Source organism: Methylobacterium oxalidis, from assembly GCF_007992195.1.
Taxonomy (GTDB): domain Bacteria; phylum Pseudomonadota; class Alphaproteobacteria; order Rhizobiales; family Beijerinckiaceae; genus Methylobacterium; species Methylobacterium oxalidis.
On the sequence record NZ_BJZU01000128.1, the window covers coordinates 1 to 26,580 of the forward strand.

Consider the following 26,580-nt stretch of genomic DNA (forward strand, 5'->3'; position numbering starts at 1 on the left):
GGATCGCGAGTGCTGCGCCGAGTTGAACGTCGGCTTGGAGCGCCGAGTAGACAGAACCCACAGTCGCCATCCTTCATCGACTGCAGAGATACTGCCTGAGTCGAGCTGTGCCGGACCTCTGATCGGCCCGCACGAGGGGGTCCGCTTTCGAAGTTAGAGCAGAGTGGGTCGCTACTCCAAGGGTTGCTTGGCTGACCGAGCCGACCGAACAAACCGGCTAGCTTTGGACCGGGCAGAATGAGAGGATCAGCCAGGACCGGAGGAGCTGGAGATGAGAGAACGACAGAGGCTGAGCGCGGAGTAGGTCGTGCTGAGGCTGTGCCAAATCGAGGTGCAGATGGCGCCGGGCAAGAGCCTGGCTCTCGCTTGGCTGAGGCGGAGATCTCAGAGCGCGGGCTGGCCACTTGGTGTGGTCAGCTATGCGGTTCAGTCGCCAGTGCGGTCCGCAGAGCCTTCCGGTCGGTCTTGCCCACGTTGTTCGTAGGCAAGACCTCGATATAGCGGATCTCGGCAGGCACGTAGATGCGCGCGAGCGAGCCCTTCACGAAGGCCTTGAGAGCGGGCTCGTCGAGTTGCGCGCCCTTCTTCAGGACCACGAAGGCGACCGGCACCTCACCGAGATCGGCATCGGGAGCGCCGACCACGCAGCAGTCGCGGACAGCTGGATGCGTTGCAAGATGCCGCTCGATCAGAGCGGGCGAGATGTTCTCGCCGCCGCGAATGATCACGTCCTTGATGCGACCCGTTATCGAGAGGAAGCCCTCCTCGTCGAAGCGCCCCAAATCGCCTGTCCGCAGCCAGCCATCGACGATTGGCTGCTCCGTGCTCCCGAGATATCCGGCCATGAGGGCGGGCCCCGAGATCCGGATCTCGCCCTCGCTCCCTCTCTCTGCTTCCGCGTTGGTGGCAGGATCGAACAGGCGGACGACCTGGCCGAACAGCACCGTGCCGATCGTGCCGATCTTGCGATGATCGGGCGGGTTCATCGTGGAGGTGCAGGTTGCCTCCGACAGGCCGTAGGAAACGACCAGCGGCACGCCGAAGGCGTCCTCGATCTGCTGATGAAGCGTTGGGGTGATCGGTGCCGAACCACAGCGAAGAAAGCGGAGCGCGGGGAAGCGCTCGCCAGGTGTGAGGTGCGGGAGCATGCGCGCGTAGATCGTCGGAACGCCGGTCATGTAGGTCGGCGCATCGTTGCGAAGCGCCTCGATCGCGGCCTCCGGTCGGAAGCGGTCGTGGAGGATCACGCTGGCGCCGGCGAGGAAAGGGACGATCAGCTGATTGTTGACACCGTTCGTGTGATAGAGCGGCATGACGTGAAGGAGCCTGTCCTGCGGGCTCGTGCCGGTGTGGCGCAGAACCCCGCCCGCGTTGCAGATCAGGCTGCCGTGCCGCAGAACGACACCCTTCGGCCGGCCGGTGCTGCCCGAGGTGAACAGCAGCATCGCGGTGTCGTTGCTGTCGAGGCCGTCATCGATGAAGACGCCGCCGCTGTTCAGGGTGTCCAGACCCCGCACTGCGAGGCTGTGGGGTGACTGATCTGCGAAGCGGTCGATCAGGCTCTCATCGACGACGAGGTAGCGCATCCCGACCGTCTCCGCCTGCTCGGTAACGGCCTCGGACGCGAGCCCGGGCTCGATGAAGCAGACGCAGGCTCCGGCCTGCATCGCGCCGAAGTAGGCGGCGATCGCGGCAACGGTCTTCGGTGCGATGATGCCGACCTTTGCTCCGCGCGCGATGCCCCAATCGTGGCACCCAGCAGCGTAGCCATCGATCAGGCGGCCAAGTTCCGCATAGGTCAAGGTCGCGGGACCGAAGATGGCCGTCCGGCCGGCCTGCGCATGCTGCGCGATCGCCTCTCGCAGGTGTGCGCTGATCGACGTCGTCATGGCCTCGCTCCTCCCATTCTGCGTTTGTGTCAGCGCAGGCGGATCGCCGCGTCGCGTTCGAACTGGCCGTCGGGATCGAGGGCGGCGAGCGCCTCCGCCTCGGCCGGGATCGGTGCCGTCGTCGGCTCTGCGCCGTCAGCCTCGAAGGCGAATCCGGTCCGCGCCCGCACCTCGTCGAGGCTTGCCGCAGGGTGCCAGGAGGCGAGGACGAGGCGCCCGTCGCGCTTCGTGAAGACCGCGATCGGCGTCACCACGCCGTGCATGCCGCCAGAGGCGGTGACGAAGTCGAGGGTCTCGACCAGGGTCCGGCGGGAATGCTCGGTCCGCCACGTGACCGCGCGGCGCGCGGTCGGAAGCATCACGGCGCCGCCGCCGCCGCCCGGCAGGCGCACCTTTGGGGCGTGCCAGTCGCCGATGCAGGAGACGTTGGTGCGCCCGAGCCCGTCGACCTGCGCCGCGCCGAGGAAGCAGAGGTCCATCTGCCCGCGGGTGCAGAGGTCGTAGAAATCTTCGTTGGCGAAGATCGAACGCGACCCTTCCGCCAGCACCGGGTCGGACGATGAGATCGGCACCTTCGAGGGGCTCGGATCCACGCCGCCTGCCACGTTGATGTAGGTGAAGGCGAACGGATAGGCGCGCTTGGCCAGCAGGCAGGCCAGCATCGGCAGCGCCGAGTTGACACCGCTGAAAGTGATCTCGTTCGGCCGGACGAACCGAGCGAGGTTCGTGACGATGTAGGAGAAGCCGGACCACTCAGACATGGGCGGCCTCCCGGGCCTCGGGGGCTGCATCGAGATGGGCCCGGAGCACGCCGGCGGCGTCCTCCATGTAGGCCTCGACGGCTAGGTAATCGACTTCGTAGTGCGGCCAGCAGGAGCCGGGCCAGGCACCGTTCGGGACGATGCTGACCGCCTCGACAAGGAAGTGGGGCACCAGCGTCAGTTCGGGCTGATCGCGAAACGACGCGCTCGACGCGACCCGCTCGGCGACGACGAGGACCCGCTTGGCGGACCGGGTCATGATGCGGTCCCAATGCGAGGTGCCGTAGACGCGCACGTCCCCCTCCTCGCTGACCTCGTTGGCCTGGATGACGGCGAAGTCTGGGGTGATCCGCGGGATGACGTAGACCGTCTCGCCGCCGCCGTAGGGATCCTCGACCGTTTTCCAGCCGTTCAGCGCGGGCAGGTCCGAGCCGTGGATGCCGCCGCAGGGCATGAAGGGCACGCCGAAGGCCGCCGCCCGCAGCCCCGCGGTGAGGCTCGCGCAGGCGTGCTCTTCCAGGCGGATCCGGCCGGTCTCGACCGCGCGCCGATACCAGGGCGCGAGACCGAAATTGCCCTCCATCGCGACGATGCCGGCGCGCGCCCGGCTCAGGGCCCCGGCCCGGCAGAGAATGTCGATGTCGTAGCCGGGCGACTGCTTGATCACCTCGAGGTCCTTCCGCCCCTGGCGGATCAACTCGCGCACGAGGGCGAAGGGGCCGCGGTGCAGGAAGCTGCCGCCGAGGGCGAGGGAGCTGCCGTCGGCCACGCGGGCGGCGAGTTCCTCGAGGGGGACGATTTTCGATGTGCCGAGACTCACGGGCGCTTCTCCCGATGCAACAGTGTTCAGGCGCGGTAGGCGCGGATGCGCTCCTTCAGCCCTGGACGGGCGGCGGAGGTCACGAGATCGGCGAGGTCCTGCGCCCGCGTATCGGCCGCGGTCGCACCGTGGAGGGCTGCGGCCGCCTCGGGCGAGAGTCGGTTGGCCGCCTCCGCAGCGTTCGCGATAGCCTCCGGCCATTCCGCGGTCGGGACGCGCGCCGTCAGGAAGCCGTCCGCCAGCGCCTCCTCCGCGTCGAAGACAATGACGTCGCCCAGGACGATGCGGGCGCGGGATCCGCCGACGCGCTCGGCGTAGCGGCGGGTGCCGAGCACGAGGCCGAAGGCGAGCCCCGGCATCCGGAAGGTCGCGCCGGGGTCGGCGATGCGACGCCCGCAGGAGCAGATCAGATCGACGCCGGCGCCGAAGTTGCGCCCATGCGCCAGCGCCAGCGTGTCGAAGGGTGCGTGGCGGATAGCCTGCAGCAGCTGCTCGATCCGAATGAAGCGCAGGACGAGATCGCCCTCGGATTGATCCTCGTAGCCGCCGAAGTCGAAGCCGGCGCTGAAGTTGCGGCCGCTGCCCTTGAGCACGAGCAGGCGGATCCCGGAGTTGCCTGCTTCGGCGACCTGCTGGAGAAGGGCTTCGACCAGTGCGGCCGAGAGCGCGTTCATCTTGTCCGGCCGATTCAGTGTCAGGGTCAGGGTCGTACTGTCACGCTCGACGAGTAGCTCGCTCATCGTGCTTCCTCCTCAGGCCGTGCGGGCCAGGGCGGGCGCCGGCTCCCCGACGCCGAACACTTCCTCGTTGTGCTCGCCGAGGGCCGGTGGGTCCCGGTAGATCGGGAAACCTTCGCCGGAGAACCTCAGGGGCGAGACGAAGGTGCGGGTCTCGACGCCTGACGGCAGCCGCACCGGCTGCACCCAGCCCATGTGTTCGACCTGCGGGTCGGCGAGCGCCTCGGAGTAGCTGTTGATCGGCGAGCAGGGCACGCCGGCCGCGCGGAAGCGCGCCAGAAGGTTCTCGCACGTGAAGTCCGCGAAGATCCGCTCCAGGATATCGAGAAGCTCGCCCTGATGCTGCGCCCGCAGGGCGGTCGAAGCGAAGCGCGGATCCCCGAACAGGTCCGGGCGTTCGATCGCGTTGCAGGCCGAGCGATAGAGCGCGTTGTTGCCTGCCGCCATCGCGAAGTAGCCGTCCTGGGCGCGGAACGCCTGGTAGGGCGCGTTGCGCGGATGCGCGGAGCCGAGGCGGCGCGGATCGCGACCGCTGCCGAAATACTCGCTCGTCTGGAGCGCGCCCATCGCCAGCGTGGCGCCGAACATCGAGGCGTCGATATGCGTGCCCTTGCCGGTGGCGCGGGCCTGGAACAGGGCGGCCGCGATGGCGTAGGCCGCATAGAGGCCGGTGCCGAAATCCGAAATCGGTACGCCACACTTGACCGGCGGTGCTCCCGGCTCGCCGGTGACGCTCATCACGCCGCTCATCGCCTGTAGGGTCAAGTCGAAGCCAGCTTCCTTTGAACGCGGTCCCTCCTGGCCGTAGGCGGAGATCGAGCAGTAGACGAGCGCAGGTCGATCGGCGCTGACCGTCGCGTAGTCGAGGCCGAGGCGCTGCATGACGCCTGGGCGGTTGTTCTCCAGCACGACGTCGGCGGAGCGGATCAGCTCGCGGGCGCGAGACTTGTCGGTCGGATCCTTGAGGTCGAGCGTGACCGAGCGCTTGTTGCGGTTCAGCGAGGCGAAGTTCTCGCTGTAGTCCCCGCTCATCGGCGGCCACGCCCGCATCGTGTCGCCGCCGTCAGGGTTCTCCACCTTGATGACGTCCGCGCCCATGTCGGCGAGGAGCATGGCGCAGAACGGACCGGCAGCGACGCTGCAGAACTCGATGACCCGGATGCCGGAAAGCGGTCGCAATGGCTTACTCCTTCGATCAGGCGAACTCGGCGGTCGCGCCCGATGGCGCGTGACCCTGGGCGGCCCGCGGCGCGTGGTGTGACGAGAGGGTGATGGGGTTGTAGCCGAGCGCCCTGGACAGGCTGCGGGCCGCGTCGACGACGACGTCGCTGTAGCGGCGCAGGGCTGCCGGGTTCAGGCGGTCGGCAGGGCCGGAGATGCCGATCGCGGCGCCGGGGCGCCCCATCGCATCATGGACGATGGCGGCGAGCCCGCAGACACCCTCACGCCACTCGCCGCGGTTGACCGCAAATCCCTGGATCCGGACCTGCTCGAGTTCACGTCGCAGGAGGTCCAGGCTCGAGATCGTGCGGGAGGTGTGGGCGGTCAGCGTCTCGGGCAGGTGCGCCAGCGCCTCTTCCTGATAGGCGAGCAGCGCCTTGCCAGAAGCCACGCAGTAGGCCGGAGCACGGCCGCCGATCGAGGAATAAGCCCGCACCGGATGCGGGCTCTCGATCTTGTGCAGGTAGATGACCTCGGCCTTGTCGAGAACCGACAGGTGGATCGTCTCCTGCGTCTGCTCGGCCAGCGCCCGCATGTAGGGCTCCGCCACCTGCCGCACATCGATGCGGGCAAGGACAGAACTCGCCAACTCGAACAGCTTCAGCGTGCACTCGTAAGTGCCGGCAGGGGTGGTGCGCGCATAGCCAGCCGAGACCAGCGTCTGCAGCGTGCGGTGCACGTTGCTCTTTGTCAGGTTCAGAGAGCGCGCCAGTTCGCTGACGCCGCGAGGCATTTCGCTACCGGCGAGTTGCTCGAGAACCATCAGGCCTTTGAGAAGCGTGCTGTCCATCGTTCTAATATCCGATACAGCGTTCTGGATTATGTTAGGTCTGAGTGGCGAGACCCGTCAAGGCCACTAACCGGGAAAGTGGCAAAATGCTTCCAATACCTTCAATGTAACGGATGCAAGCACGCCTGTTATGCTGCATTTTTTCGATTGACGAGGAGGCGAAGCATTCACTAGCGTAGTGTCAGATGAAACGGCGTTCTGAATAATAGAACAACTTGGCGCTGTCAGTCGACTCCGGGGACTCCCGGATGAAGGGCCGCCCCCGTAGTTGGGAGAGGGAACATGGACGCCACAGTGAAAAGGCCGCCGACGAAGAAGGACGTCTTCCGCGTCGTCAGCGGCAACTTCCTCGAGATGTTCGACTTCATGGTCTACGGCTTCTATGCCGCCGCTGTGGCGAAGGCCGTGTTCCCAAACGACAACGAGTTCGTCTCGCTGATGCTGTCGCTCGTCACATTCGGCGTCGGCTTCCTGATGCGCCCGCTCGGCGCCATCGTGCTCGGCGCCTACATCGATCGGCACGGACGGCGCGCCGGCCTCGTCATGAGCCTCGCGATCATGTCGGTCGGCGTCGCCCTGATCGCCTTCACGCCGACCTACGCCTCGATCGGCATCGCCGCTCCGATCCTCGTGCTGATCGGGCGCCTGCTCCAGGGTTTCTCGGCGGGCGCCGAATCGGGGGGCGTCTCGGTCTATCTGTCGGAGATCGCCACGCCTGGGAACCGCGGCTTCTACGTGAGCTGGCAGTCGGCGAGCCAGCAGGTCGCCGTCGTCTTCGCCGCCGTCATCGGCGTGACGCTGCGAGGGCTCCTTACCGAGGAGCAGATGATGACCTGGGGCTGGCGCATCCCGTTCCTGATCGGCTGCCTGATCATCCCGGTGCTGTTCTGGATCCGGCGCTCGATGCAGGAGAGCGAGGACTTCGCCCAGCGCGCCAAGCACCGCCGCGCGACGCTCGGCGAGATCTACGGCTCGCTCATCCAGAACTGGGTCATCGTCCTGAAGGCCGTCCTGCTCGTGACGCTGACGAGCGTGTTCTTCTACATGATCACGGCCTACACGCCGACCTACGCGCGGCAGGTGCTCGGCCTGAGCGATCAGGACAGCTTCATCGTCACGGTCTGCGTCGGCCTCGCGAACTTCGTCTGGGTTCCCGTCATGGGCGCGGTGTCGGACCGCGTCGGCCGCCTGCCGGTCCTTCTCGTGTTCTCGGTGCTCATCGGCATCACCGCCTACCCGATCATGGCGTGGCTTGTTTCCGACCCGTCGTTCGGCCGGCTTCTGGCCACGCTGATGTGGATGTCATTCCTCTACGGCGGCTACCAGGGCGTCATGGTCGTCACGCTGACCGAGATCATGCCCGCCGAGGTGCGCGCCACCGGCTTCTCGCTCGCCTACAGCCTGGCCCAGGCGATCTTCGGCGGGTTCACGCCGGCGATCTGCACCTATCTGATCCACGCCTCGGGCAACAAGGCGATGCCCGGCCTCTGGCTCGCCTGCGCCGCGCTGTTCTCGATCGTGGGCGCGCTGACGCTCTATCGCAACGCGCACATCGCGCGGCGGTCGGCTCCGTCCGCCAGCCTCGCCTGATCCTCCGCTCAAGCCGTGCGAGCCGAGTGGCTCGCACGGGTTCGACGACGCCCGGGGGGAGCGATCCTGCCTGGGCGTCGTCAGTCACGGAACGTGCCCCGAGGGGGCGAGACCTGAGGCAGGACGGATGACATGGGCCTGAGGAGCTCGGCGCGAGACGCACCCGCGAATCTGCAGGTGAAGGCGGGCGAGATATCGAGCCTGCTGCCGGGCATCATGCTGTGCCTGACCATCGCCGTTGTCGCGGCGGGTATCCAGAACATCCAGGAATGGAGCCTCGGTCACCCCTATATCGAAGCAATTGTCCTCGCCATTCTGATCGGCCTCGGCATCCGCAGCGCCTGGCAGCCAAGTCCCCGCTTTCATGCCGGCATCGCGTTCAGTGCCAAGCAATTGCTTGAGGTGGCCGTTGCGCTGCTCGGCGCCTCGTTGAGCTTCGGCGCGATCCTGGCTTCCGGTCCCGCGCTTCTCGCCGGCATCGTGGCGATCGTCATCCTGGCGATCGCAGCGGGCTACGGGCTCTGCCGGGCCTTCGGCCTGCCGGCCCGCATGGCACTGCTCGTGGCCTGCGGGAACGCGATCTGCGGCAACTCGGCCATCGCCGCGGTGGCGCCCGTGATCGGCGCCGACAGCAAGGATGTCGCCGCGGCGATCGCCTTCACGGCGGTGCTGGGCGTCCTCCTGGTGCTCGGCTTGCCGCTGTTCATCCCACTCGTCGGGCTGTCGCAGAACCAGTACGGCGTCCTGGCGGGCCTGACCGTCTACGCCGTGCCGCAGGTCTTGGCCGCGACTGTGCCGGTCGGGCTGATCGCCACGCAGGTCGGCACGCTCGTCAAGCTCGTTCGGGTGCTGATGCTGGGGCCCGTTGTGGTGGTGCTCTCGCTGATCGCCCCGCTGCTGCCCGAAGGCGCGACGGCGGAGGGCCGACCGACCCAGCTCAGCTTCTTCAGGCTGGTGCCCTGGTTCATCCTTGGCTTCATGACGCTCGCGGGTCTGCGTTCGCTCGGGCTGATACCGGATGGAGCTGCTGGGCCGCTGAAGCAGGTCGCGAGCTACTTGACGGTTGTGTCGATGGCAGCTCTTGGGCTCGGCGTGGACGTGCGAGTCCTTGCTCGAGTCGGCGGACGCGTGACGGCTGCCGTCACAGCCTCCCTCGTCGTGCTGATCGCCATCAGCCTAGCCCTCATCTACGCTCTCGGCTCCGCTTGAGGCGCTGCAAGAGCCTTCCAGTCAATGGTAGTTGAGCCTCCCAACGCCGCGTACCTGCGTGCAAGCCTTCAACGAGTTCGCGGACCGCTCGGGCTCTGAACCCAGAGGCCAGATCGTGGGCGGAGAGCTGATTCTTGCTGAGCCGATCGCAAGCGATGATCGTTTGCGAGCCATCGCAACGTAACTACACAGCGCCGATGCCGCGAGAAGGCGCCAAAAACGCTATCGATACAGGCTCAGCTCAGGTCTTGGGTCGGAAACAAAACCATCGCGATTTGGCATCTGCAATTTCGGCAGCGTCGTCGCGTCTATTTTTTCATCCTTTTTTATAATTTTGCCCTGTGCAAGGACATACGCCACAACACTGTAAACCTTGTCATCGCTCAGTGAGCCGGGAGCGTTGAAGGGCATCGCACGCTTGACGTAGTCAAACAGCGTTGTTGCATACGGCCAGTAACTCTCGGTGGTCTTGACCGGATTGTTCGTGGCAAGGCTGCCGCGACCGCCGATCAGCTTGTCTGCTCCGACCCCGGGTGACATGTCCCCTGGAGTTGCTCGCCGTGACAGGCGGCACAGGTTTCCCTGAAAATGACCTCACCCCTCCTGTCGGCGCTTGGTACGCGAGAACGAACAAGCGCCCCGCAGGGGAGCGCCTGAACGTCGGAGCGGGGCGGCTCAGTTCGCGCGCGAGACCTCGACGAGGTTGTCCGAGAAGGACGGGGCGTGACCCATGTCCGTGAAGGCGCCCGACGAGATGCTGTTGACCGTGCCCTCGTTGAGCTGGCGCCAGTAGCCGAGCGTCGCCACCACGATGCCAGCCTTCACGTCGTCGGTGATCCGCGCCACGCCCTTGAAGGCGCCGCGGTCGTTCGCGACCTGAACCCGGTCGCCATCGCGGATGCTCCGCGCGTCGGCGTCGGCTTGGCTGATCATCACGAACTGCTCGCCCTGGCCCTTCTGCTTGTCCTCCATGTTCGCGTAGCAGGAGTTCAGGAAGTAGTGGCTCTTCGGCGAGACGATGTTGAGCGGGTAGCGCTTCGCCAACTCCGGGTCGTTCGTGTGGGATTCGCGCGGGCCCAGGTAGTCGGGCAGCGGGTCGAGCGCCTCGCCGGGTTGGAAACCCTCATACATCTGCCGAAACGGCGGGGCGACGAAGTTCGTGGCGCCCTCGACCTTGAGCATGCACTTGCCGGTCGGCGTCGGGAAGTTGCCCTCCCGGTGCGGGGCGCGGTCGTCCGGCGTGCCGACCTTGAGGCGGGCGAAGCCGTGCTCGCGCATGTAGGCGAGGTCGATCCCCTCGCAGGCCGGCGCGGACCAGTCGACGTAGTGCTCAAGGCACTCGCTGTCGGTCCACTTGAAATTCTCCTCCTCGAAGCCGAGCCGCGCGGCGAGCCGCCGGAAGATCTCGTTGTTGGGGATCGCCTCGCCCGGCGCCTCGGCGCACTTGGTGTTGTAGGTGAGATAGAGGTGGCCCCAGGACAGGATCATGTCCTCCATCTCCGCGCCCATCGTCGCCGGCAGCAGGATGTCGGCGTAGGACGCGGTGTCTGAGATGAAGTGCTCGGCCGAGACCATGAACAGGTCCTCGCGCATCAGCCCTTCGACGATCTTGTCCGTCTCGGGCGCCTGCGTGACGGGGTTCGAGTTCCAGCACATCATCGACATAATCGGCGGGTCGAGCTGCATCTCACCGGTGAGCGCCCGGCCGATCTGGAGGTTCGAGACGACGCGGGTGCCCTCCGGGATCAGGTCCGGACGGCAGATGACGTCGAACCGGTAGGGGTGCTCCCAGACGCCGAACTGGGTGATGCCGCCGCCGACATGGCGCCATGCGCCGGTCAGCGCCGGGATGCAGGCGACCGCCCGGATGGTCTGGCCGCCGCCGTAGTGCCGCTCCAGCGCCACGCCGATGCGGATGCCCACTGGCTGCTCGGTCGCCATCTCTCGGGCGAGCTTACGGATGTCATCGGCGGGGACGCCGGTGATCTCGGCGGCCCATTCCGGGGTCCGCGTGCTCGCCCGCTCCTTCAGCTCCTCGAAGCCGACCGTGTAGTTGTCGACGTAGTCCTGGTCGACGAACCCCTGCTCGATGATCGAGTTGATCAGCGCCATGGCGAGGGCGCCGTCGGTGCCGGGCTTCGGCGCGATGTGCCAGTCGGCAGCCTTGGCGGTGCGCGAAGCGTAGGTGTCGATCACGACGACCTTGGCGCCCTTCTTCTGGGCATCCTTCACGATGGCCCAGTGGTGCAGGTTCGTGCTGACCGAGTTGCAGGCCCAGATGACGATGTACTTGGAGTGGATGTAGCTGTCCGGGTCGAGCCCCGCCGTCGGGCCGACGGTGAGCAGCCATGCCGTGCACGAGCCCTCGCCGCAGAAGGTGCGCTCGGTGACGGTGGCGCCCATGCGGTTGAAGAACGCGTCGCCCCCATTCAGCCCGTGCACGAGGCCCTGGTTGCCGAGATAGCTGTAGGGCGCGATGGCCTGCGGGCCGTACTGGTCGATGATCGCTTTCCAGCGGGTGACGATGGTGTCCAGTGCCTCATCCCAGGTGATCCGCTCGAACTGCTTCGAGCCCTTCGGGCCGACCCGCTTCATCGGGTAGAGCAGCCGGTCGGGATGGTAGTGGCGCTTCTCATAATCCTTCAGCTTCACGCAGAGGCCGCCGCGGGTCATCGGATGATCCGGGTTGCCGCGCACGCCCTGGAGCTGGCCGTCCTTGACGTCGAACAGCATCGAGCAGGTGTCGGGGCAATCGTGCGGGCAGCCGCCGAAGAACGTTTCCGTCAGGCTCTCGGCCTCGGCGACGATCAGGGAGTCCGGTTTGACGATCTCGTTCATGTTTCCTCCGCGGTCGAGCGCCCGGCCCTCGTTGACTGGCGGGGAGGCGTGCTCGGTGCGATCCCAGGATGCACTAAAGCACAAACAATTCCAATTTTTGGTCCGGTGAAAGAGCCAAATCGGGCGGTGTTCATGGTACCAACCGATTTGTCGCGCTTGGGTGGGCCGGTCGTGAACGGCCGATAATGCGCCGACGGGAGGAGCCGTGGAACTGACGCTCGCGCTAGACGCGAAGTCCACCAAGCCCCTGCAGGCCCAGGTCTTCGACCAAGTGCGGGAGATCATCCTCGACGGCCAGCTCAAGGCCGGCACGGCGTTGCCGCCGAGCCGGGTGCTGGCGGAACGCCTGCGGGTGTCGCGAAACACCGTGATGATGGCCTACGAGCGCCTCGCGGCCGAGGGCTACGTCAGGGCGCGCGGCACGGCTGGGCTGTACGTCGAGCCGATCCCGCCGGACAGCCTCCTGCTGATCCAGCGCGGCGGCCTCTACCAAACGAACGGGCCGATCCCGGACGCCTCAAGCGAGCCCCTGCTCTGCTTCGCGGGCTCGCCCGGCGGAGGCAGCGACCGGCCGGAGCTCGACTTCTGGGTCGGACGCTCGGACCCCGCAGGGTTCCCCCTTCGCGTCTGGCGGAGGATCGTGAACCGACTCCTGGCGAAGGAGACCGCCTATCTCACCGACTACTGTGATCCCGCAGGGCTGCCGGAGCTTCGCGCCGCCATCGGCACGCACCTGCGGCGGGCCCGCGCCGTGGCGGTGACCGAGGACCAGGTCATCGTGACCACGGGCGGGCAGGACGCGCTCAACCTGGTGTTCAACCTACTCAAATCGCACACCCGACAGCTCTGCATCGAGAACCCCTGCTACCTTGGGGCCTCGTTGATCTTCAGGAGCGCCGGCCTGACCATCCATCCGACCCCAGTCGACGGCGAGGGCTTGCGGACCGACCTGCTCCCGGCGGAAAGGGGCAGCCTGCTGTACGTCACGCCCTCGCACCAGTTCCCAACCGGGGCCACCATGACGCTGACGCGGCGCCTGGCCTTGCTGCAATGGGCAGAAGAGACCGACAGCTACATCGTCGAAGACGACTACGACAGCGACTTCCGGTACGACGGGCCGCCGCTGACGGCCCTCGCGGGTCTCGACGGGGGCAGGCGCGTCTTCTACGCCGGGACCTTCTCCAAGTCCGTGGGCGCCGGCCTGCGCATCGGCTTCGCCACGGTCCCGCGCCTGTTCTGGGACGAGGCGCGGATGCTGAAGGCGCGGATGAGCAACGGCCAAGCCTGGCTGGAACAGGCCGCGCTGGCCGCCTTCATCGACGAGGGGCACTTCGACCGGCACCTGCGCCGGCTGCGGCAGGTCTACAAGGCGCGTCGCGACCGCCTCGTCGCGGCGTTGCGGGCGGCCTTCGAGGGAGCCACCATCCTCGGCGGGGAGAGCGGGCTGCACCTGGTCTGGAAGCTACCGCCGGGCTTTCCTCCCGCCCGGCAGATCCAGGTCATGGCGCGGGAGCAGGGCATCGGGATCTACGCCCTGTCGAGTGGGGCGGCCTTCGACTTCGACGCCGAGGCGAACGACGACATGCTAGTGTTCGGCTACTCGTCGCTGACCGAAGCGCAGATCGAAGATGCGGTGCGCAGGCTGCGCCTGATGCTCGGTGAGCACGCCGCGCCGGCGAACCCGTAGCAAGGCTGCGTCTTGCGACCGTCGCGATTATCGAGGACGGCTCGAAGCACGCTTCGGGTGGAAGGCAGACGGCTGTGTGTCTCGTTGACGGGAACCGGGACGCTGGCGTAAGCAGCCCCAATGATCCGTCGCGCCAGCAACACCGTGAGCTATCGCCCGCCCCTACCATAGGGCGGCTGCGTTCGATCACGATCGACGATCATACCAAGCCGCCGCATCCCGGCGGCGCTTTCATTTCGAGACAGGTCTCCGGGGACGGCACGTCCACTGCCGACGAGAGATCACGATGACTTCCAAGCGATCCGCGTCCATCCATTCGCTCACCGACCATGAGGTTGAGCCTTGTGCCCCATGCCTCTTCGAAGTCGAGCACGGCGACACCGTTATTCGGATCGCCGATGATTGGGACGGTCACGTCCTCGTCGAGAAGCTGTATGTCGCCCTCCGGGAAGCCCGCCAAGCTCGGGACAAGGTGAGCCTCCTGAGGAGAGCGGAACCGGCCCACGAGGACAAACTTGCAAGGCATCCGCTGGCCTAAAAGGCGGGGCCGCCTGGGGTGGATTGCAGACGTTCCCTGTGGAATCGAAGGGCCCCCTGTTTAGCCGATTTAAGCCATCCGGCCCGCGCCTCGCACGGCCGTGAACGCCAGCGCCGATGCTGCCAGCGCCAGGGGCACGAACGAGACCCAGAGCACCGTGTTCCAGCCGTAGCTGGTCAGCAGGCCTCCGGACGAGAACGAGCCCAGGGCTACCATCCCAAACACGATGAAGTCGTTGACCGACTGCACCCGCGTCCGTTCCTCGGGGCGGTGACAATCCAACACGAGTGCCGAGGCGCCCACGAAGCCGAAGTTCCAGCCGACGCCGAGCAGGATCAACGACAGCCAGAAATGGGCGACGTCCACGCCGGCCAACCCGACGATGGCGGCCGCGCCCGTCAAGGCAAGACCGGCCGCCACGACGCTGGAGGCACCGAAGCGCGTGATCAGCCGCCCGGTGAAGAAGCTCGGACCGTACATGGCGATCACGTGCCACTGGAGACCAAGATTGGCGTTCTCCTGAGCGTGGCCGCACAGGTGCATGGCCAGCGGTGCGGCCGTCATGACGAAGTTCATCAGCAGGTAGGAGACAGCCCCGCAGACCACCGCGATGATGAAGCGCGGCTGAGCCAGGATCACGGCCAGGGGCCGCCCGCCGTCGAGATCCTCCGTGGTGGGTCGCGGCAGGCGGACGCCGGCGAGGACGACGGCCGCTAGGGCAGCGACTGCGGCCTGAGCCAGAAAGGTGGCGGCGAACAGGTAGGGTGGCCACAGGTTCATGGTGTAGGTGACGAGTTGCGGGCCGATCACACCCGCGAAGACTCCACCTGCCATCACGGTGGACAGCGCGCGCGGTCGTCGCTCCGCCGGGACGCACTCCGCCGCTGCGAAGCGGAAGGAGAAGACCACAGCGGCGTAGGCGCCACCGAAGAACATGGCCGCGCTGAACAGCCAGAAGTTGGCTGTCAGGATAGCCAAGGCCGACAAGAGCCCGACGAGCACGCCGCATGCTGTTCCGGTCATGAAGGCCGCGTTCCGGCCGTAACGCCGGGCGATGCTACCGGCCGGCAGCGAGCAGGCGGCCATCCCGACGACGAAAATCGAGATCGGCAGGGTCGCTAGGATCTTGCTCGGCGCCAGCATATTGCCGACGATCGCGCCGGTCGAGAACACGACGACCGAGTTCGCCCCGGCGAGCGCCTGCGCGATCGCCAGCCGCACGACGTTGGCCGTTCCAGTTTTGGCAGCGGGGGCGGGCGCGCGTTCGGCGGTCACCGGGGAGGCGTGCGGCATCGGAAACTCAGGTTTCGACAGGCAGCTCCCTCGTGCCCACGGCTCGGCCGGCATGAGGGATCGAACCGGGTCGCTCGGGTTCGGCAGGCCGAGTGATATAGCCGCGAGGCGACCGTCCGTATCTCGACGAGATGCCAAGTTGTGTAGAATGGCTGCCAACTTGGAGACCAGAGACGATGTGGGAGCCGATTGCGGTGCCGCCGGGGCTGGTGCCGCCCCGGCCGATCACCGTACGTGCCCAGACCATCCCAGCGCGCGGGTACTTCGCCGAGCACGCCCACCGCTGGCATCAGATCGTCTACGCCACCTCCGGGGTGCTCACCGTGGCCGTGGAGGGGCGTTCCTTCGTGATCTCGCCGGAGCAGGCCGTGTGGCTGCCGACCGGTGTCCGACACCGGGTCGGATCGCTGCTCGGCGCCCAGTTCCGCAGCCTGTGGGTCGCCGATGAGGCCGGACGCGACGTGGCGGAACACCCGACAGTGTTCGCCGTGCAACCGCTGCTGCGCGCCCTGATCCTGGAGGCGGTAGCGATCGCGGGAAGGGAGAGTGACGACGGCTATTCCGGCCGCGTCGCGACCCTGATCCTGGACCAGTTCCGGAGAGCCCGTCCGCTGCCGGGGGCACTCCCCTGGCCTCGGGAGGGTCCTTTGGTCGGGCTGTGCGAAGCGCTCTACGCCGATCCGGCCGATGCCCGCGGGCCGGAGGAATGGGGACGTGAACTCGGGCTGTCGGCGCGGACCCTGGCGCGGCGCTTCGAGACCGACATGGGCATGAGCCTGCGCTCCTGGCGGCGACGCCTGCGCCTGTTCCGGGTCGTCGAGCTGATGGGTGGGGGCTTGAGCGTGACCGAGACCGCGATGCAGCTCGGCTACGGCTCGACCTCTGCGTTCGTGTACGCGTTCCGCACCGAGCTCGGGAGCAGCCCGCAAGCCTACATACAGGAGCAGGTCTCGGGCCGGCCACGACAATGACAGCCCTGTCGGCGCGTTCGATGGAGACAGCGTCGTCGAGGATCCCCAATCGATCCAAGCTGACTGCCGTTGACGCCTCGGCCGCGCCATCATCATGGAGACGCTCACGAACCGGCGGCGACAAACCGCCAGGTCATAGTCCCCGTCTGGGCAGAGTGCATGTGGCAGGCCCGGAGGCAGCGACGGTATGGATGAAGGCGCGGCTCTTCATGCACGCGACGGCATGGTGTGCATGACACGCTTAGCCCTCACACCCGAGTGACCTGAGGGTCGTCCCGAGGGCCTACGAAGCGGCCGAGCAGGCCGCCGAGCACGCGCCCGAGGCCGTCCATCAGCAGGAACACCGCCGGCACGAAAACCAGCGAGAGCAGAGTCGAGACGATCAGGCCCGCGATCACCGCCACCGCCATCGGCGCGCGGAACTCGCCGCCCTCTCCGAGAGCGAGCGCGGAAGGCACCATTCCGGCCGCCATGGCGATCGTCGTCATCACGATCGGCCGCGCCCGCTTGCGCCCGGCATCCACGATCGCCGTGACTGGATCGATCCCGGCGCGCATCTCCTCGACGGCGAAGTCGACCAGCATGATGGCGTTCTTCGTCACCAGGCCCATCAGCATCAGGATGCCGATGACGACGGGCAGGGAGATCGACATGTCGGCGAGCAGCAGGCCGAGGATCGCGCCCCCGACGGAGAGCGGCAGCGAGAACAGGATCGTCAGCGGCTGCAGGAAGGAGCCGAACAGCAGCACGAGGACCGCGTAGACCATCATGATACCGGCGGCCATCGCCATCAGGAAGCCCGAGAAGACCTCACCCATGATCTCGGCGTCGCCCGTCTGCTTGATGGTGACGCCGGGCGGCAGGTTCCTGGCGGTCGGCGTGGCGAGCGCCTGCTCGATCAGGGAGCCCAGCGCGTCGGACCCCTCCATGTTGGCCTCCACCGCCAGGCGCACCGCGCGGTCGTAGCGCTCGATCGCCCCGGGACCCTGGCCGAGCTCGATCTCGGCCACCGCCGTCAGCGGCACCGCCGCCCCGTTCTTGGCCGGGACCTTCAGGGTCTCCAGGCGCGAGACCGCACCTCGGGCGCTCTCCGGGAGCATCACCCGGATCGGCACCTGCCGGTCCTTCGCGTTGAACTTGGGAAGGTTCATCCCTGCGTCGCCGATCGTGGCGACCCGCACCGTCTCGGCGATGGTGTCGGTCGATACCCCGAGGTCCGCGGCGACGCCTGATTTCGGGCGGATGCGCACCTCGGTCCGGTCGAGGGGAGCCGTCGACATCACCGAGACGAGGTGGGGGATCGCCGCCATGTCGCGCTGGAGCCGCGCGGCGATCTCCGTGACGACGTCCACGTCCGGTCCGCTCACCACCAGGGCGAGATCGCGCTGGCCGCTGTCCCGCAGCGTCCAGGAACGGATGTCGGGTTCCTCGGACAGCATGCGGGAGATGGCGATCTCCATGGCCTCCTGATTGCGGGACCGCTCCCCCTTCGGCGTGAGGTTCACCGTGAGCGTGGCGAACCGGGTCTCCTGCCCGCCGCTTGCCTGCCGGCCGCCATCCACGAAGACCGAAGCGACTTCCGGGAGGGTCCGGATGCGGGCAGTCAGCCGGTCGGTGACGGAGATGGTGTCGGCGAGCCGGGCGCCGGGGGCGAGCTCGACCTTGAACATCGTGCGGGCGTTGTCCTGCTTCGGGATGAAGCCCGCCGGCAGAAGCCCCGCCGAGGCAAGCGACGCGGCAAACAGCGCGAGACCGACCAGCAACGTCGCGACGCGGTGGCGCACCGACCAGCCCACGAGGCGCGCATAGGCGCGCATCACCGGCCCCTCGCGCTCCTCGTGGTGGCCATGCTCGCGCAGGAAGTAGGCCGCGAACAACGGCGTGATCAGTCGCGCCACCAGCAGCGACATGAACACCGAGACCGCGATGGTCAGCCCGAACTGGATGAAGTAGCGGCCCGCGATGCCGCTCATGAAGGAAACGGGGGCGAACACCGCGATCAAGGTCGCGGTGATGGCGATGACGGCGAGCCCGATCTCGTCGGCGCCCTCCAGGGCGGCGCGGTAGGGCGACTTGCCCATCCTCATGTGCCGGACGACGTTCTCGATCTCGACGATCGCGTCGTCCACCAGGATGCCGGTCACCAGGGTGATGGCCAGCAGGCTGATCATGTTGAGCGAGAAGCCCATCGCGTCCAACGCCCAGAAGGTCGGCAGGACCGAGAGTGGAAGGGCGGTCGCCGTGATGATCGTCGCCCGCCAGTCGCGCAGGAAGATGAACACCACCGCGACCGCGAGGGCCGCTCCCTCCAGGAGGGTGTGCATGGCCGAATCGTAGCTGCCGAGCGTCATCGCCACCGAGGAGTCGATCTTCTCGAACCGGACGTCCGGGTAGCTCGCCTGGAACTCGGCGACCTTGGCATCGACCACCGCCGCGACCTCGGTGTCGCTCGCGCCGTTCGCCCGCGAGACCGCGAAGGCGACGACGGCTTCGCCGTTCACGCTGGCGAAGGAGCGCGGTTCCTCGATCGAGTCCTCGATCGCCGCCAGCTCTTCCAGTCGGACCTTGCGGTCCCCCGGCAGGACGATGCTGGTCTCCTTGAGGTCGTGCACCGTGCGCGAGGCGGCGAGCGCGCGGATCGACTGCTCGCGCCCGCCGACCTCGCCCCGCCCGCCGGCCATGTCGGCGGAGGTCAGGCGCAGCTGCCGGTTCACATCCGCCGCCGTGATACCGAGCGCCAGCAGCCGATCCGGGTCCAGCGTCACCCGGACTTCGCGGGCGACGCCGCCCACGCGGGTCACGCCCCCGACACCCTTCAGGCCCTGGAGGGCGCGTGCCACCGTGTCCTCGACGAACCAGGAGAGATCGGTCGGCGCCATCGTGGGTGCCGTCACCCCGTAGATCAGGATGGGCAGCCCGGCGATGTCGACGCGCTGGATGACCGGCTCGTCGATGGTGCGCGGCAGGTTGATGCGGACCTTCGAGACCGCGTCCTTTACGTCGTTGACGGCCCGGTCGGTGTTCACCTCCAGGCGGAACTCCACCGTCGTGACCGACGTCCCCTCGGTGATCGCCGAGGTGATGTGCTTGACCCCGCGCACGCCCGCGATCGAGTCCTCGACCCACTTGGTGACCTGGGTCTGCAGCTCGGCCGGGGCTGCGCCCGATTGCGTGATCGTGACCGAGACAACCGGCACGTCGACGTTCGGCATCAGCGTCACCGGCAGCCTGTGGAAGCTGACGAGGCCGAGCACCACCAGCACCAGGAACAGCACGAGCGGCGGGATGGGCTTGCGGATCGCCCAGGCGGAGACGTTCAGGTGCATGGGATGACGGGTGTCCAGTCGAGAGACGGTGGCGGTCAGGGCGTTCCGGCGGCAGCCTCCCAGCCGGCCTTCGGAAGCTGGGGGGCGCCGGTCGGAGCCGGTTGGGAGGCCGCGGTGACGCGCACGCGGTCACCGTTGCGGAGGAAGCTCTGGGCCTTCGCGATGACCTGCTCCCCCTCGCCGAGACCGGAGCGGATCTCGACGGTCTCGTCCTCCGCGAGACCGGTGCGGACTTCGCATGCCTCGACGGTGTCGCCCGTTACGACGAGGACCGTGCCGCGGGCCGAGCCGCCGTAGCGGATGGAGGCCAGCGGGATCACCACGCCGGCGGCGCGCGTAATCTCGACTTCGCCGCGGACGAAGGTTCCGATGCGAAGGCGCGGATCGGGCGTGAGCCGCACGCGCACCTTGCCGAGGCGGGTCGTCCGGTCGACCTCGGGATAGACGGCGCGGACGCTGCCGGCGACGCGTTCGCCTCCGAGCTCGACGAACGCAGGTGCCCCTTCGCGCAGCCGTGGCAGCACGGTCTCTGTGACCTCGCCCTCCAGCTCGATCTCGCCGCGGGCGATCAGCCGGAACAGCGGCTCCGCGGAGGCGGAAGCCGTCATGCCGACACGCGCGCTGCGCCGGCTCACGATGCCGGCGTCAGGCGCGCGGATCTCGGTGCGGGCGCGACGCAGCTCCAGCTCGGACAGCATCGCCCGGGCCTGGTCCAAGTCCGCCTCGGCGGCCGCGACCCCGTTCCGGGCGGAGGCGAGACGACTTTCGGCCTGGCGCAGGATGGCCGTCCGCCCCTCCATCACCACGGCAGTGGTGTTCCCGGTCTGCATGAGCTGGCGAGCACGCTCGAATGCGAGCCGCGCCTCGACTTCCACGGCCTCGGCCTGCTCGATCCCGCTCCTCGCCTGCGGCACGGCGGTCGCCGCCTTCGCGACCACCGCCTGCTGCTGCGCGATCTGTCGCTCGATCAGGTCGCGCGAGAGCCGGGCCAGCACCTGCCCGCGCTCGACCCTTGCGCCCTCCTCGGCGAGCACTTCCGTGACGCGATAGCCATCGACCTCGGGAGCGATCAGGACCTCGTCGCGGGCCACGAGCGTTCCGGTCACGATGGCGGTCTCGGCGATCTCGCGCTTGACGGCACCGACCACGCTGACGACGGGCGGGGACCTGGACCCCTCGCCCGAGCCCGGCTCCGAGCCTGCCTGAACCGGCGTGAGCGCGAGCGTGAGCGCGAGTGCCGCAACGGCCGGGCGGGCATCAAATGACGGGGTCATCGGCTGGGCTCCTTGCTCGGCTCCGACGCGTGATAGGGGATCGAGCCGGCCGGCGCGGGCGCCCTCGTCAGATCCAGCGGGGCATGCCGGGCCCAGGCACCTGCCAGCAGCAGCAGCCCGAGGAGGATCGGTGAGAGGATCGGGATGACGGACATGCGTTCTCGTTCGCGCTGTCGCATGGATCAGCGGGTCCTTGCTTCTGGATTGGGAATGGGGGCGCGGGGCCGGCGTCAGTCCGTAAGCGTCATCGCGATGAGCCGCTCTCGCAGCCCCGCCGCATCAGGAACGGCGGCGCCGTCTGCCCGCATGAGGTGGGCAAGCCAAGCGCCGTCGGCGGCCATGCGCACGATCTCAAGGCTCGGCTCGTCGTCGGTCGCTCGGTGACGCTCCAGCCGCGCCGTGAACCAATCCGCCCACATGCGGAGCACACTCGGCTCCGCGAGAGCGGACACGTAGAGGGCCGCCGCCGGGTTCCCCTGGCCTTGGGGCAAGTCGTCGAACGTCGCTCTGACATAGGCTCGGGTGAAGCTGCCGCGTGGCTGCGGATCCTTGGCCATGGCCGCCTCGATGTCGGCATCGAGCTTCTCCACCAGGTCGGCGAAGAGGCCCTCGACCAGGGCCTGCTTGCTCGGAAAGTGATGGAAGAGGCCGCCCTTGGTGACGCCGGCCGCCTCGGCGACGGCCTGCACCGTGAGGCCGGCCGGTCCATGCTCCAAGGCCAGGCGCATGGCGCAATCGAGAAGCGTGCGGCGGACCAGCTCGGGATCCTTCTTGCGTTGGGAGGCGGTCTTCATGGCCTGTGCCCCGTCACGGTCGAGAATGCCTGCATCACCACGATGCCGCCGACGATCATGCCGATGCCGATCAGCGCCGGCAGGTCAAGGACCTGCTTGAACAGCGTGCTGCCGACGACCGCGGTCAGCACGACGCCGACGCCGCTCCAGAGCGCGTAAACGACGCCGAGGGGCATGGTCTTCAGGGCGTGCGTGAGGAAGTAGAAGGCTGCGGCGTAGAAGACCGCCATGGCGAGGGTGGGCACGAGCCTCGTGAACTGCTCGGACATCTGCAGCAGGGTCGTGCCGGCGACCTCGCATGCGATGGCGATGACGAGGGCGACGTAGGCGGCGGTGGGATTGGGCATGTAATGGTGCTCAGAACGACATCCGCGCAACATACCAACCAAAAGGTATGTTGCAAGTGCGATATCGAAGCTGTGCAAATTTTCCGACCCGCGGACCTGCCGCACATGTGCAGTCTCAGTTCCAGTGGAACGAGGAGCGCACCGCTTGGACCGGCGCATAGGCCTACCCAACCGCGGTGGCAGGGTTACAGACTGCGCCAACAACTCCTAGGGCCACTCAGCAGGAATTGCGTAGCTGCTCCTTCCTGCAGCCCGCGATAGCGGTCGGCCTGCCTCTTTGCCCCCTTGAGAGCCCGACCGTGCGCGAGTGATGGCCTTAGAATGCACCCTATATCAACAGCAGCTGCCGAGTGACGAACGGCTCTCCGCTGGCCCGGAGGAAATGTTCGTGATTGGCGCTACTCAGACCGGCAAGCTGAGCCGCTGCGACGTCCGCTTCGGAGAACCTGCCAGAGTCAGCTGAGCGGCCGCAATGGGCGCGATGCCGAATGGCAGACTTTCGTCGAAGGCAGAACGGCGGCATTCGGGCGAGCCACTCGGCTAAGCGAACGTCCAAGTTTGGCCAGTGACGCCCGTGGGCCGGCTATGACGAGCGATCTTCCAATAAAATCTAATACTTCTGAGCGCTTGCCGTTTCAGAATGTCGAACGACGGGTGCGGAACGAGACTGGTCGGTTCGTGGAGCGTTCCGGGGGCATTAGCACGAATCATATTCCTGTCACGCTGCGCTCCGATCGATCTGCTCCTCGTCGCAGATCACGCCCGCTGTGCCCTCGAACTCGGCGCTCGTCCCTACGGCTCCCTGGCATGGCGCTGGGGCAGCGTGGCCCTGAGTGAAAGTCGCCAGGAACAGGCGCATCACGTGGCGCACGCCCGCGTCGTTGATCGTGCGCATGTCGTCGTTGTAGTAGCGGTTCGCGTTCACGTTGCTGGTGACGAGGTCGTAGGCTGGAAAATACACCGCCCGCGGATCGCCCCCCGCGCAGACCTCACCGGCCGCAACCCGCAGCACCGATTTGGAGTAGCTGTTCGACTCCATGACGTGCCGGTCCATGTAGGTCGCGATCATCGGCACCGGTGAGACCGTGAAGATCACCCGCGCCGCCGGGTTCACGCTCCAGAGCCGCTCGAGGAAGCCCTGCAGGTCGCCCAGCACCTCCGCCGCGCCGGCGTTGACGCAGGTGTAGAGATCCGGGTCGAAGGTCCCGCCCGCCACGCCTGGCGCCAGCGGCAGCGCCGCCCCGTCGGACCGCCAGCGCCAGCCCTCGGTCAAGCCGAGGGTAAGCACGAACACGTCGAGCGTCTCGAACAGCTGCCGCACCGCGGCGAGGTGCGCGTCGCGCGCGGCCACGACCTCCGCCTCGCTCGCAAATCCTGCTGGCTCGACCGTCGGGCGGAACGGGTCGACGTAGCGCCCGTCCTCCCGCAGCCACGCCTTGAGCTCCGGCTCGAACCGGCCGTAAGCGCGATCGAACAACTGCACGAATTGGCGCGTGTAGTAGAGGTTGCCGTAGCGCGCCGAGAAGGTGCCGAACTGGCGCTCGTACGCCTCCTCCGCGCTCATGCCCGGCGGGGCCGCCTCGGTGAGATAGTAGTTGAACCCCGCGTTGCGCAGAGCCTCGGCGACGCGCTGCGCGAAGCAGGAGCCGCCGGTGGCGACCCGATCACTGGGCGCGATCGCAAAGGTATTCTTCGGGTGTGGGTTGACGGCGAAGGGCGCGACGTTGGTGACGGCCTTGCGCCAGAACCTCTCGGCCGGGAGCCCTGTGTACGGGTTTGAAGCCAACGTCCTGCTCCTTAGTCCGATGCGGCGCCGGCGGTTCGCGTTGACCGCGCACTCAGCTCCGGCGCGGCTTACAGTTGTCTGCACGATCCTTGGCACGATCATGGCGTGCCAAGTCCGCAAACACGGATGCAAACGATCGTGCAGTTTGGGACGTTGATGCGTCCCCACAGCAGTCTGCAGACGCCCCCCTAGTCTCTGCCTGGACCAACTGCCTCTGGGCTGTGTGCTTCCTCAGCCTCCTTTGCGAATTCATTGTTCGGCGCGATCTGCAAACCTCGGATCTGGCGATACGGGCGCGGACCCGCAGGGGCGTCCACAGATGACGCTTGGTACCTATGCCGATGGTCCGAAACGAAAGGAAAGTGGATGTGACCGTAAGCACATAGACAGGCAGTCAAGGGCGCTCGATCTGGATTGCGCATCGCTCAATCCATGGCCGCGGTAAGACGTTAATCCCGGCGCTCGGAGGCACCACGTAGAACACAAGCTTCCGGTAGCTCCAAGCACAGCGACTGCAGCGTCCGTCCGACCTCAAGCACGAGGCGCGTGGTCCTCGCTGCATGGCCGCAATGGCCGCGTGGTGGCGCCCTGTCCGATCAAGCAGGGCACGCCGGAACTGCCAGAATGAGTTGGCCGTTCCGTTCCTGAGCTGGCCAATTGTTAATCCGCTGCCGGTCGGCACCTTCGAGGTTCAAGCGCCTCCGCAGCGCGGGTACGGCATGAGCGACATCGACGATCCCTTCACCAACGAGCAGCTGACCGAGCTGGCGCTGATGCAGGCGGAGAACACGGCGCAGGCCGGAAAGGCGCTGGCCGCGACGGCTCATCAGGCCATCGCTGGATTGGTGATGAACGCGCTTCTCATGCACGAGCTGGAGCGTCTCGGCTTCGTGGACACCGACACCCTGAGGGCAGAGGCTGTCGAGCGGGCTCTGTCGATCCAGCCGCCACAGGTCGGCGCCAGCGTCGCCCGGGTCATCAAGACCATCTTCGACGGGGAGGCGCCGGCCGCGCCGGGCGCAGACCTCACCACCCTCAACAATGTTATCCCTGACGGAAAGCACTGACGCTGCAGCCTGAGCGTGTCGTCCGCGTGCGGTCGGCATCGGCGCTCAGCTGCGAGACGTCAGAGCGTACAGCCGCAGACAAACTGCGAGGGGATTGTACGCAAAGAATGAATTTTCCTGTCCCGTTTGATCAAGCGCGGAACTCTGCGTAGGATCATCTGACGACGGGAGGGTACGGCCATGCTTTCCTCTGTCGAACCACACACGAACGATGGCTCGGACGGGGCGGTCACGGACGAGAGTTCCGACGGGGCCGAGAAGGCGCCGTCTGTTGGCTTCATCCATCCCGATGTCGTGCGGGCGATCCACACCGTCCTGGTGGAACTCGGCGCCGACCTTGACGGCCTCATCGCCGAGGCGCGCCTCGAGCCCCGTCTCTTTGACGGCAGCAGCAAGCCCGTTCCTTACACGGCCATCGGACGCCTGATCGGCCTGGCCGCCGACCGTACGCGCTGCCACCATCTCGGACTGCTGGTCGGGAAGCGAACCACCCTGGCCTCGCTCGGCCTCCTTGGGGTGATGCTCCGCCACTGCGCCTCGGTGGGTGACGCCCTGCGGGCCCTGGAAGCGCATGCGTGCGTGCGCGACCGGGGGGCCGTGGTCGGCCTCTGTGTCCACGACGACATCGTCGTCCTCAGCTACGCCCCGCACGAGCCCGAGGCTGCGGGTGCTGCCCTGCATCTGGAGCGGGCGCTCGCCACGGTGACCAACATCCTGCGCGGGCTGTGTGGGCCTGACTGGGCGCCGCTGGAGGTGCTGCTGCCGCGCTCTGCGCCCCGCGACACGGTCCCCTACATCGGGTTCTTCAGGGCCCCTGTCCGCTTCGATCAAGAAGCGGCCGCCCTGGTATTCCCGGCCGCGCTCCTGGAGCAGCCGATCGCGGGGGCGGATCCGGCGCTGCGCCAGGGGGCGGAGGACCAAATCCGCGAGCTTGAGGGGGCTCAACCCTCCACGCTGAAGGACAAGCTTCGCGAGTACCTCCAGACCGCTGTGACCCGGCAGCGCTGCAAAGCCGAGCGCGTGGCGCGTCAGAAGCTGGTGACCCGCCGCACCTTGAGCCGACGGCTGAAGGCTGAAGGCACAAGCTTCAAGCGCCTCGCCAACGAGGCGCAGTTCCGCGTGGCCAAGCAGTTGCTCGCCGACACCGGCATGAGCTTGGCGCAGATCTCCGACTGCCTCGACTTCTCCGAGCCCGCCGGGTTCACGCACGCCTTCCGGCGCTGGTCTGGCACGACGCCGAGCGCGTGGCGGCGAGCAAACCGACCGGAGACGAAGGGCCACTAATACCGAGACGATCGACGCGCGTTCCAAAGGGGATCAGCAGATACGGCGCCGTGCCGGCGGCTGGAGGCGCTCCATAATGTCCAGCCGGCGAATGACCGCTTCGGAGAGGCCACCGGAGTTCGTCGAACGGCCGGAATGGGCGCGAAGCAGCCGCCCACAGATAGCCGGAAGCGGCCTATCCGCTTCGAGCTCAATTTTCGTCCAAGCGACGTTCTGCGCGGCCAGGATGAGTGCCTCAGCGTGCCATTTTCCGAAGCTTGCTCTCAGCCCGGTTCACAGTGCGCGTTAAGCCGCAGCCGAGAGCGCCAGTTCGAAGGAAGAGGCTCAGCAGGGAGCCTGGGCTGAAAAGGCGACGGAT

Annotated in this window: 22 protein-coding genes; 6 read left to right on the forward strand and 16 right to left on the reverse strand. The window is 67.2% G+C overall.

Features of this window, described 5'->3' with window-relative positions; genetic code table 11:
- Positions 1 to 413 precede the first annotated feature (413 nt).
- From MOX02_RS24320 to MOX02_RS24345, 6 genes are read right to left on the reverse strand one after another with little or no spacing between them, the layout of a single operon-like run.
- The gene (locus MOX02_RS24320; protein WP_147028409.1) at positions 414 to 1,889 is read right to left on the reverse strand and encodes a class I adenylate-forming enzyme family protein; all 1,476 of its coding nucleotides are present in this window, start codon (positions 1,887 to 1,889) and stop codon (positions 414 to 416) included.
- A gap of 29 nt (positions 1,890 to 1,918) precedes the next feature.
- On the reverse strand, positions 1,919 to 2,650 hold the full coding sequence (locus MOX02_RS24325) for a CoA-transferase subunit beta (RefSeq protein WP_147028410.1): 732 nt from the start codon (positions 2,648 to 2,650) through the stop codon (positions 1,919 to 1,921).
- Complete coding sequence (locus MOX02_RS24330) at positions 2,643 to 3,470, reverse strand: CoA transferase subunit A (protein ID WP_147028411.1); 828 nt, start codon at positions 3,468 to 3,470, stop codon at positions 2,643 to 2,645. The genes MOX02_RS24325 and MOX02_RS24330 overlap by 8 nt, the downstream gene beginning before the upstream one ends.
- 26 nt (positions 3,471 to 3,496) lie before the next feature.
- Positions 3,497 to 4,210, reverse strand: coding sequence for an enoyl-CoA hydratase/isomerase family protein (locus tag MOX02_RS24335; RefSeq protein WP_147028412.1), 714 nt, complete (start codon positions 4,208 to 4,210; stop codon positions 3,497 to 3,499).
- A 12-nt stretch (positions 4,211 to 4,222) separates the two neighbouring features.
- Positions 4,223 to 5,386: a CaiB/BaiF CoA transferase family protein gene (locus MOX02_RS24340; protein WP_147028413.1), complete on the reverse strand. Its 1,164-nt coding sequence runs from the start codon at positions 5,384 to 5,386 to the stop codon at positions 4,223 to 4,225.
- Between the two features lie 16 nt (positions 5,387 to 5,402).
- Positions 5,403 to 6,218 (reverse strand): IclR family transcriptional regulator, encoded by an 816-nt coding sequence (locus MOX02_RS24345; protein ID WP_147028414.1) that lies wholly within the window; start codon positions 6,216 to 6,218, stop codon positions 5,403 to 5,405.
- 282 nt (positions 6,219 to 6,500) lie between these two features.
- Here MOX02_RS24345 and MOX02_RS24350 point away from each other — a divergent pair, with 282 nt between their 5' ends.
- The gene (locus tag MOX02_RS24350) at positions 6,501 to 7,808 is read left to right on the forward strand and encodes an MFS transporter (protein ID WP_147028415.1); all 1,308 of its coding nucleotides are present in this window, start codon (positions 6,501 to 6,503) and stop codon (positions 7,806 to 7,808) included.
- A gap of 132 nt (positions 7,809 to 7,940) precedes the next feature.
- Complete coding sequence (locus MOX02_RS24355) at positions 7,941 to 9,017, forward strand: YeiH family protein (protein ID WP_147028416.1); 1,077 nt, start codon at positions 7,941 to 7,943, stop codon at positions 9,015 to 9,017.
- Between the two features lie 222 nt (positions 9,018 to 9,239).
- On the opposite strand, the gene MOX02_RS24360 is transcribed toward MOX02_RS24355, so the two are convergent.
- Positions 9,240 to 9,557, reverse strand: a complete 318-nt coding sequence (locus MOX02_RS24360) for a c-type cytochrome (RefSeq protein ID WP_147028417.1) — start codon at positions 9,555 to 9,557, stop codon at positions 9,240 to 9,242.
- A gap of 135 nt (positions 9,558 to 9,692) precedes the next feature.
- Positions 9,693 to 11,855, reverse strand: coding sequence for a molybdopterin-containing oxidoreductase family protein (locus MOX02_RS24365; RefSeq protein ID WP_147028418.1), 2,163 nt, complete (start codon positions 11,853 to 11,855; stop codon positions 9,693 to 9,695).
- 205 nt (positions 11,856 to 12,060) lie between these two features.
- On the opposite strand from MOX02_RS24365, the gene pdxR reads away from it, so the two are divergent.
- Positions 12,061 to 13,542 (forward strand): MocR-like pyridoxine biosynthesis transcription factor PdxR, encoded by a 1,482-nt coding sequence (pdxR, locus tag MOX02_RS24370; RefSeq protein WP_147028419.1) that lies wholly within the window; start codon positions 12,061 to 12,063, stop codon positions 13,540 to 13,542.
- 199 nt (positions 13,543 to 13,741) lie between these two features.
- Here the strand turns inward: pdxR and MOX02_RS24375 are convergent, their stop codons facing one another.
- Positions 13,742 to 14,002, reverse strand: coding sequence for a hypothetical protein (locus MOX02_RS24375; RefSeq protein ID WP_147028420.1), 261 nt, complete (start codon positions 14,000 to 14,002; stop codon positions 13,742 to 13,744).
- Positions 14,003 to 14,149: 147 nt separating this feature from the next.
- The gene (locus tag MOX02_RS24380) at positions 14,150 to 15,373 is read right to left on the reverse strand and encodes an MFS transporter (protein ID WP_147028421.1); all 1,224 of its coding nucleotides are present in this window, start codon (positions 15,371 to 15,373) and stop codon (positions 14,150 to 14,152) included.
- 176 nt (positions 15,374 to 15,549) lie between these two features.
- On the opposite strand from MOX02_RS24380, the gene MOX02_RS24385 reads away from it, so the two are divergent.
- Positions 15,550 to 16,344 carry an AraC family transcriptional regulator gene (locus MOX02_RS24385; protein WP_147028422.1) on the forward strand — a complete coding sequence of 265 codons (795 nt, stop codon included), beginning with the start codon at positions 15,550 to 15,552 and terminating at the stop codon, positions 16,342 to 16,344.
- Positions 16,345 to 16,592: 248 nt separating this feature from the next.
- On the opposite strand, the gene MOX02_RS24390 is transcribed toward MOX02_RS24385, so the two are convergent.
- The 6 genes from MOX02_RS24390 to MOX02_RS24410 all read right to left on the reverse strand — a co-directional run bounded on the left by MOX02_RS24390 (position 16,593) and on the right by MOX02_RS24410 (position 23,871).
- Complete coding sequence (locus tag MOX02_RS24390) at positions 16,593 to 19,670, reverse strand: efflux RND transporter permease subunit (protein ID WP_147028423.1); 3,078 nt, start codon at positions 19,668 to 19,670, stop codon at positions 16,593 to 16,595.
- Positions 19,671 to 19,705: 35 nt separating this feature from the next.
- Positions 19,706 to 20,944, reverse strand: a complete 1,239-nt coding sequence (locus tag MOX02_RS24395) for an efflux RND transporter periplasmic adaptor subunit (protein WP_147028424.1) — start codon at positions 20,942 to 20,944, stop codon at positions 19,706 to 19,708.
- Positions 20,941 to 21,099 (reverse strand): hypothetical protein, encoded by a 159-nt coding sequence (locus tag MOX02_RS31515; protein WP_170267979.1) that lies wholly within the window; start codon positions 21,097 to 21,099, stop codon positions 20,941 to 20,943. Before MOX02_RS31515 ends, MOX02_RS24395 begins: the two co-directional genes overlap by 4 nt.
- Before the next feature lie 75 nt (positions 21,100 to 21,174).
- Positions 21,175 to 21,738, reverse strand: a complete 564-nt coding sequence (locus MOX02_RS24400; RefSeq protein WP_147028425.1) for a TetR/AcrR family transcriptional regulator — start codon at positions 21,736 to 21,738, stop codon at positions 21,175 to 21,177.
- Positions 21,735 to 22,085, reverse strand: a complete 351-nt coding sequence (locus MOX02_RS24405; RefSeq protein WP_147028426.1) for a DMT family transporter — start codon at positions 22,083 to 22,085, stop codon at positions 21,735 to 21,737. The genes MOX02_RS24400 and MOX02_RS24405 overlap by 4 nt, the downstream gene beginning before the upstream one ends.
- 718 nt (positions 22,086 to 22,803) lie before the next feature.
- Positions 22,804 to 23,871: a GSCFA domain-containing protein gene (locus MOX02_RS24410; RefSeq protein ID WP_147028427.1), complete on the reverse strand. Its 1,068-nt coding sequence runs from the start codon at positions 23,869 to 23,871 to the stop codon at positions 22,804 to 22,806.
- 560 nt (positions 23,872 to 24,431) lie between these two features.
- On the opposite strand from MOX02_RS24410, the gene MOX02_RS24415 reads away from it, so the two are divergent.
- Positions 24,432 to 24,938: a hypothetical protein gene (locus MOX02_RS24415; protein ID WP_147028428.1), complete on the forward strand. Its 507-nt coding sequence runs from the start codon at positions 24,432 to 24,434 to the stop codon at positions 24,936 to 24,938.
- 180 nt (positions 24,939 to 25,118) lie between these two features.
- Entirely contained in the window at positions 25,119 to 26,222 is a 1,104-nt protein-coding gene (locus MOX02_RS24420) for an AraC family transcriptional regulator (protein WP_147028429.1), read from the forward strand.
- Positions 26,223 to 26,580: the final 358 nt, after the last annotated feature.

What these genes read in the sequence shown, in the direction of transcription:
- MOX02_RS24350 (WP_147028415.1), top strand. Translation starts at nt 6,501, where the DNA reads ATGGACGCCACAGTGAAAAGGCCGCCGACGAAGAAGGACGTCTTCCGC.
- MOX02_RS24395 (WP_147028424.1), bottom strand. Translation starts at nt 20,944, where the DNA reads ATGACCCCGTCATTTGATGCCCGCCCGGCCGTTGCGGCACTCGCGCTC.
- MOX02_RS24400 (WP_147028425.1), bottom strand. Translation starts at nt 21,738, where the DNA reads ATGAAGACCGCCTCCCAACGCAAGAAGGATCCCGAGCTGGTCCGCCGC.
- MOX02_RS24390 (WP_147028423.1), bottom strand. Translation starts at nt 19,670, where the DNA reads ATGCACCTGAACGTCTCCGCCTGGGCGATCCGCAAGCCCATCCCGCCG.
- MOX02_RS24405 (WP_147028426.1), bottom strand. Translation starts at nt 22,085, where the DNA reads ATGCCCAATCCCACCGCCGCCTACGTCGCCCTCGTCATCGCCATCGCA.
- MOX02_RS24385 (WP_147028422.1), top strand. Translation starts at nt 15,550, where the DNA reads ATGTGGGAGCCGATTGCGGTGCCGCCGGGGCTGGTGCCGCCCCGGCCG.
- MOX02_RS24335 (WP_147028412.1), bottom strand. Translation starts at nt 4,210, where the DNA reads ATGAGCGAGCTACTCGTCGAGCGTGACAGTACGACCCTGACCCTGACA.
- MOX02_RS24415 (WP_147028428.1), top strand. Translation starts at nt 24,432, where the DNA reads ATGGCCGCAATGGCCGCGTGGTGGCGCCCTGTCCGATCAAGCAGGGCA.
- MOX02_RS24320 (WP_147028409.1), bottom strand. Translation starts at nt 1,889, where the DNA reads ATGACGACGTCGATCAGCGCACACCTGCGAGAGGCGATCGCGCAGCAT.
- MOX02_RS31515 (WP_170267979.1), bottom strand. Translation starts at nt 21,099, where the DNA reads ATGTCCGTCATCCCGATCCTCTCACCGATCCTCCTCGGGCTGCTGCTG.
- MOX02_RS24355 (WP_147028416.1), top strand. Translation starts at nt 7,941, where the DNA reads ATGGGCCTGAGGAGCTCGGCGCGAGACGCACCCGCGAATCTGCAGGTG.
- MOX02_RS24365 (WP_147028418.1), bottom strand. Translation starts at nt 11,855, where the DNA reads ATGAACGAGATCGTCAAACCGGACTCCCTGATCGTCGCCGAGGCCGAG.
- MOX02_RS24380 (WP_147028421.1), bottom strand. Translation starts at nt 15,373, where the DNA reads ATGCCGCACGCCTCCCCGGTGACCGCCGAACGCGCGCCCGCCCCCGCT.
- MOX02_RS24420 (WP_147028429.1), top strand. Translation starts at nt 25,119, where the DNA reads ATGCTTTCCTCTGTCGAACCACACACGAACGATGGCTCGGACGGGGCG.
- MOX02_RS24345 (WP_147028414.1), bottom strand. Translation starts at nt 6,218, where the DNA reads ATGGACAGCACGCTTCTCAAAGGCCTGATGGTTCTCGAGCAACTCGCC.
- MOX02_RS24360 (WP_147028417.1), bottom strand. Translation starts at nt 9,557, where the DNA reads ATGTCACCCGGGGTCGGAGCAGACAAGCTGATCGGCGGTCGCGGCAGC.
- MOX02_RS24325 (WP_147028410.1), bottom strand. Translation starts at nt 2,650, where the DNA reads ATGTCTGAGTGGTCCGGCTTCTCCTACATCGTCACGAACCTCGCTCGG.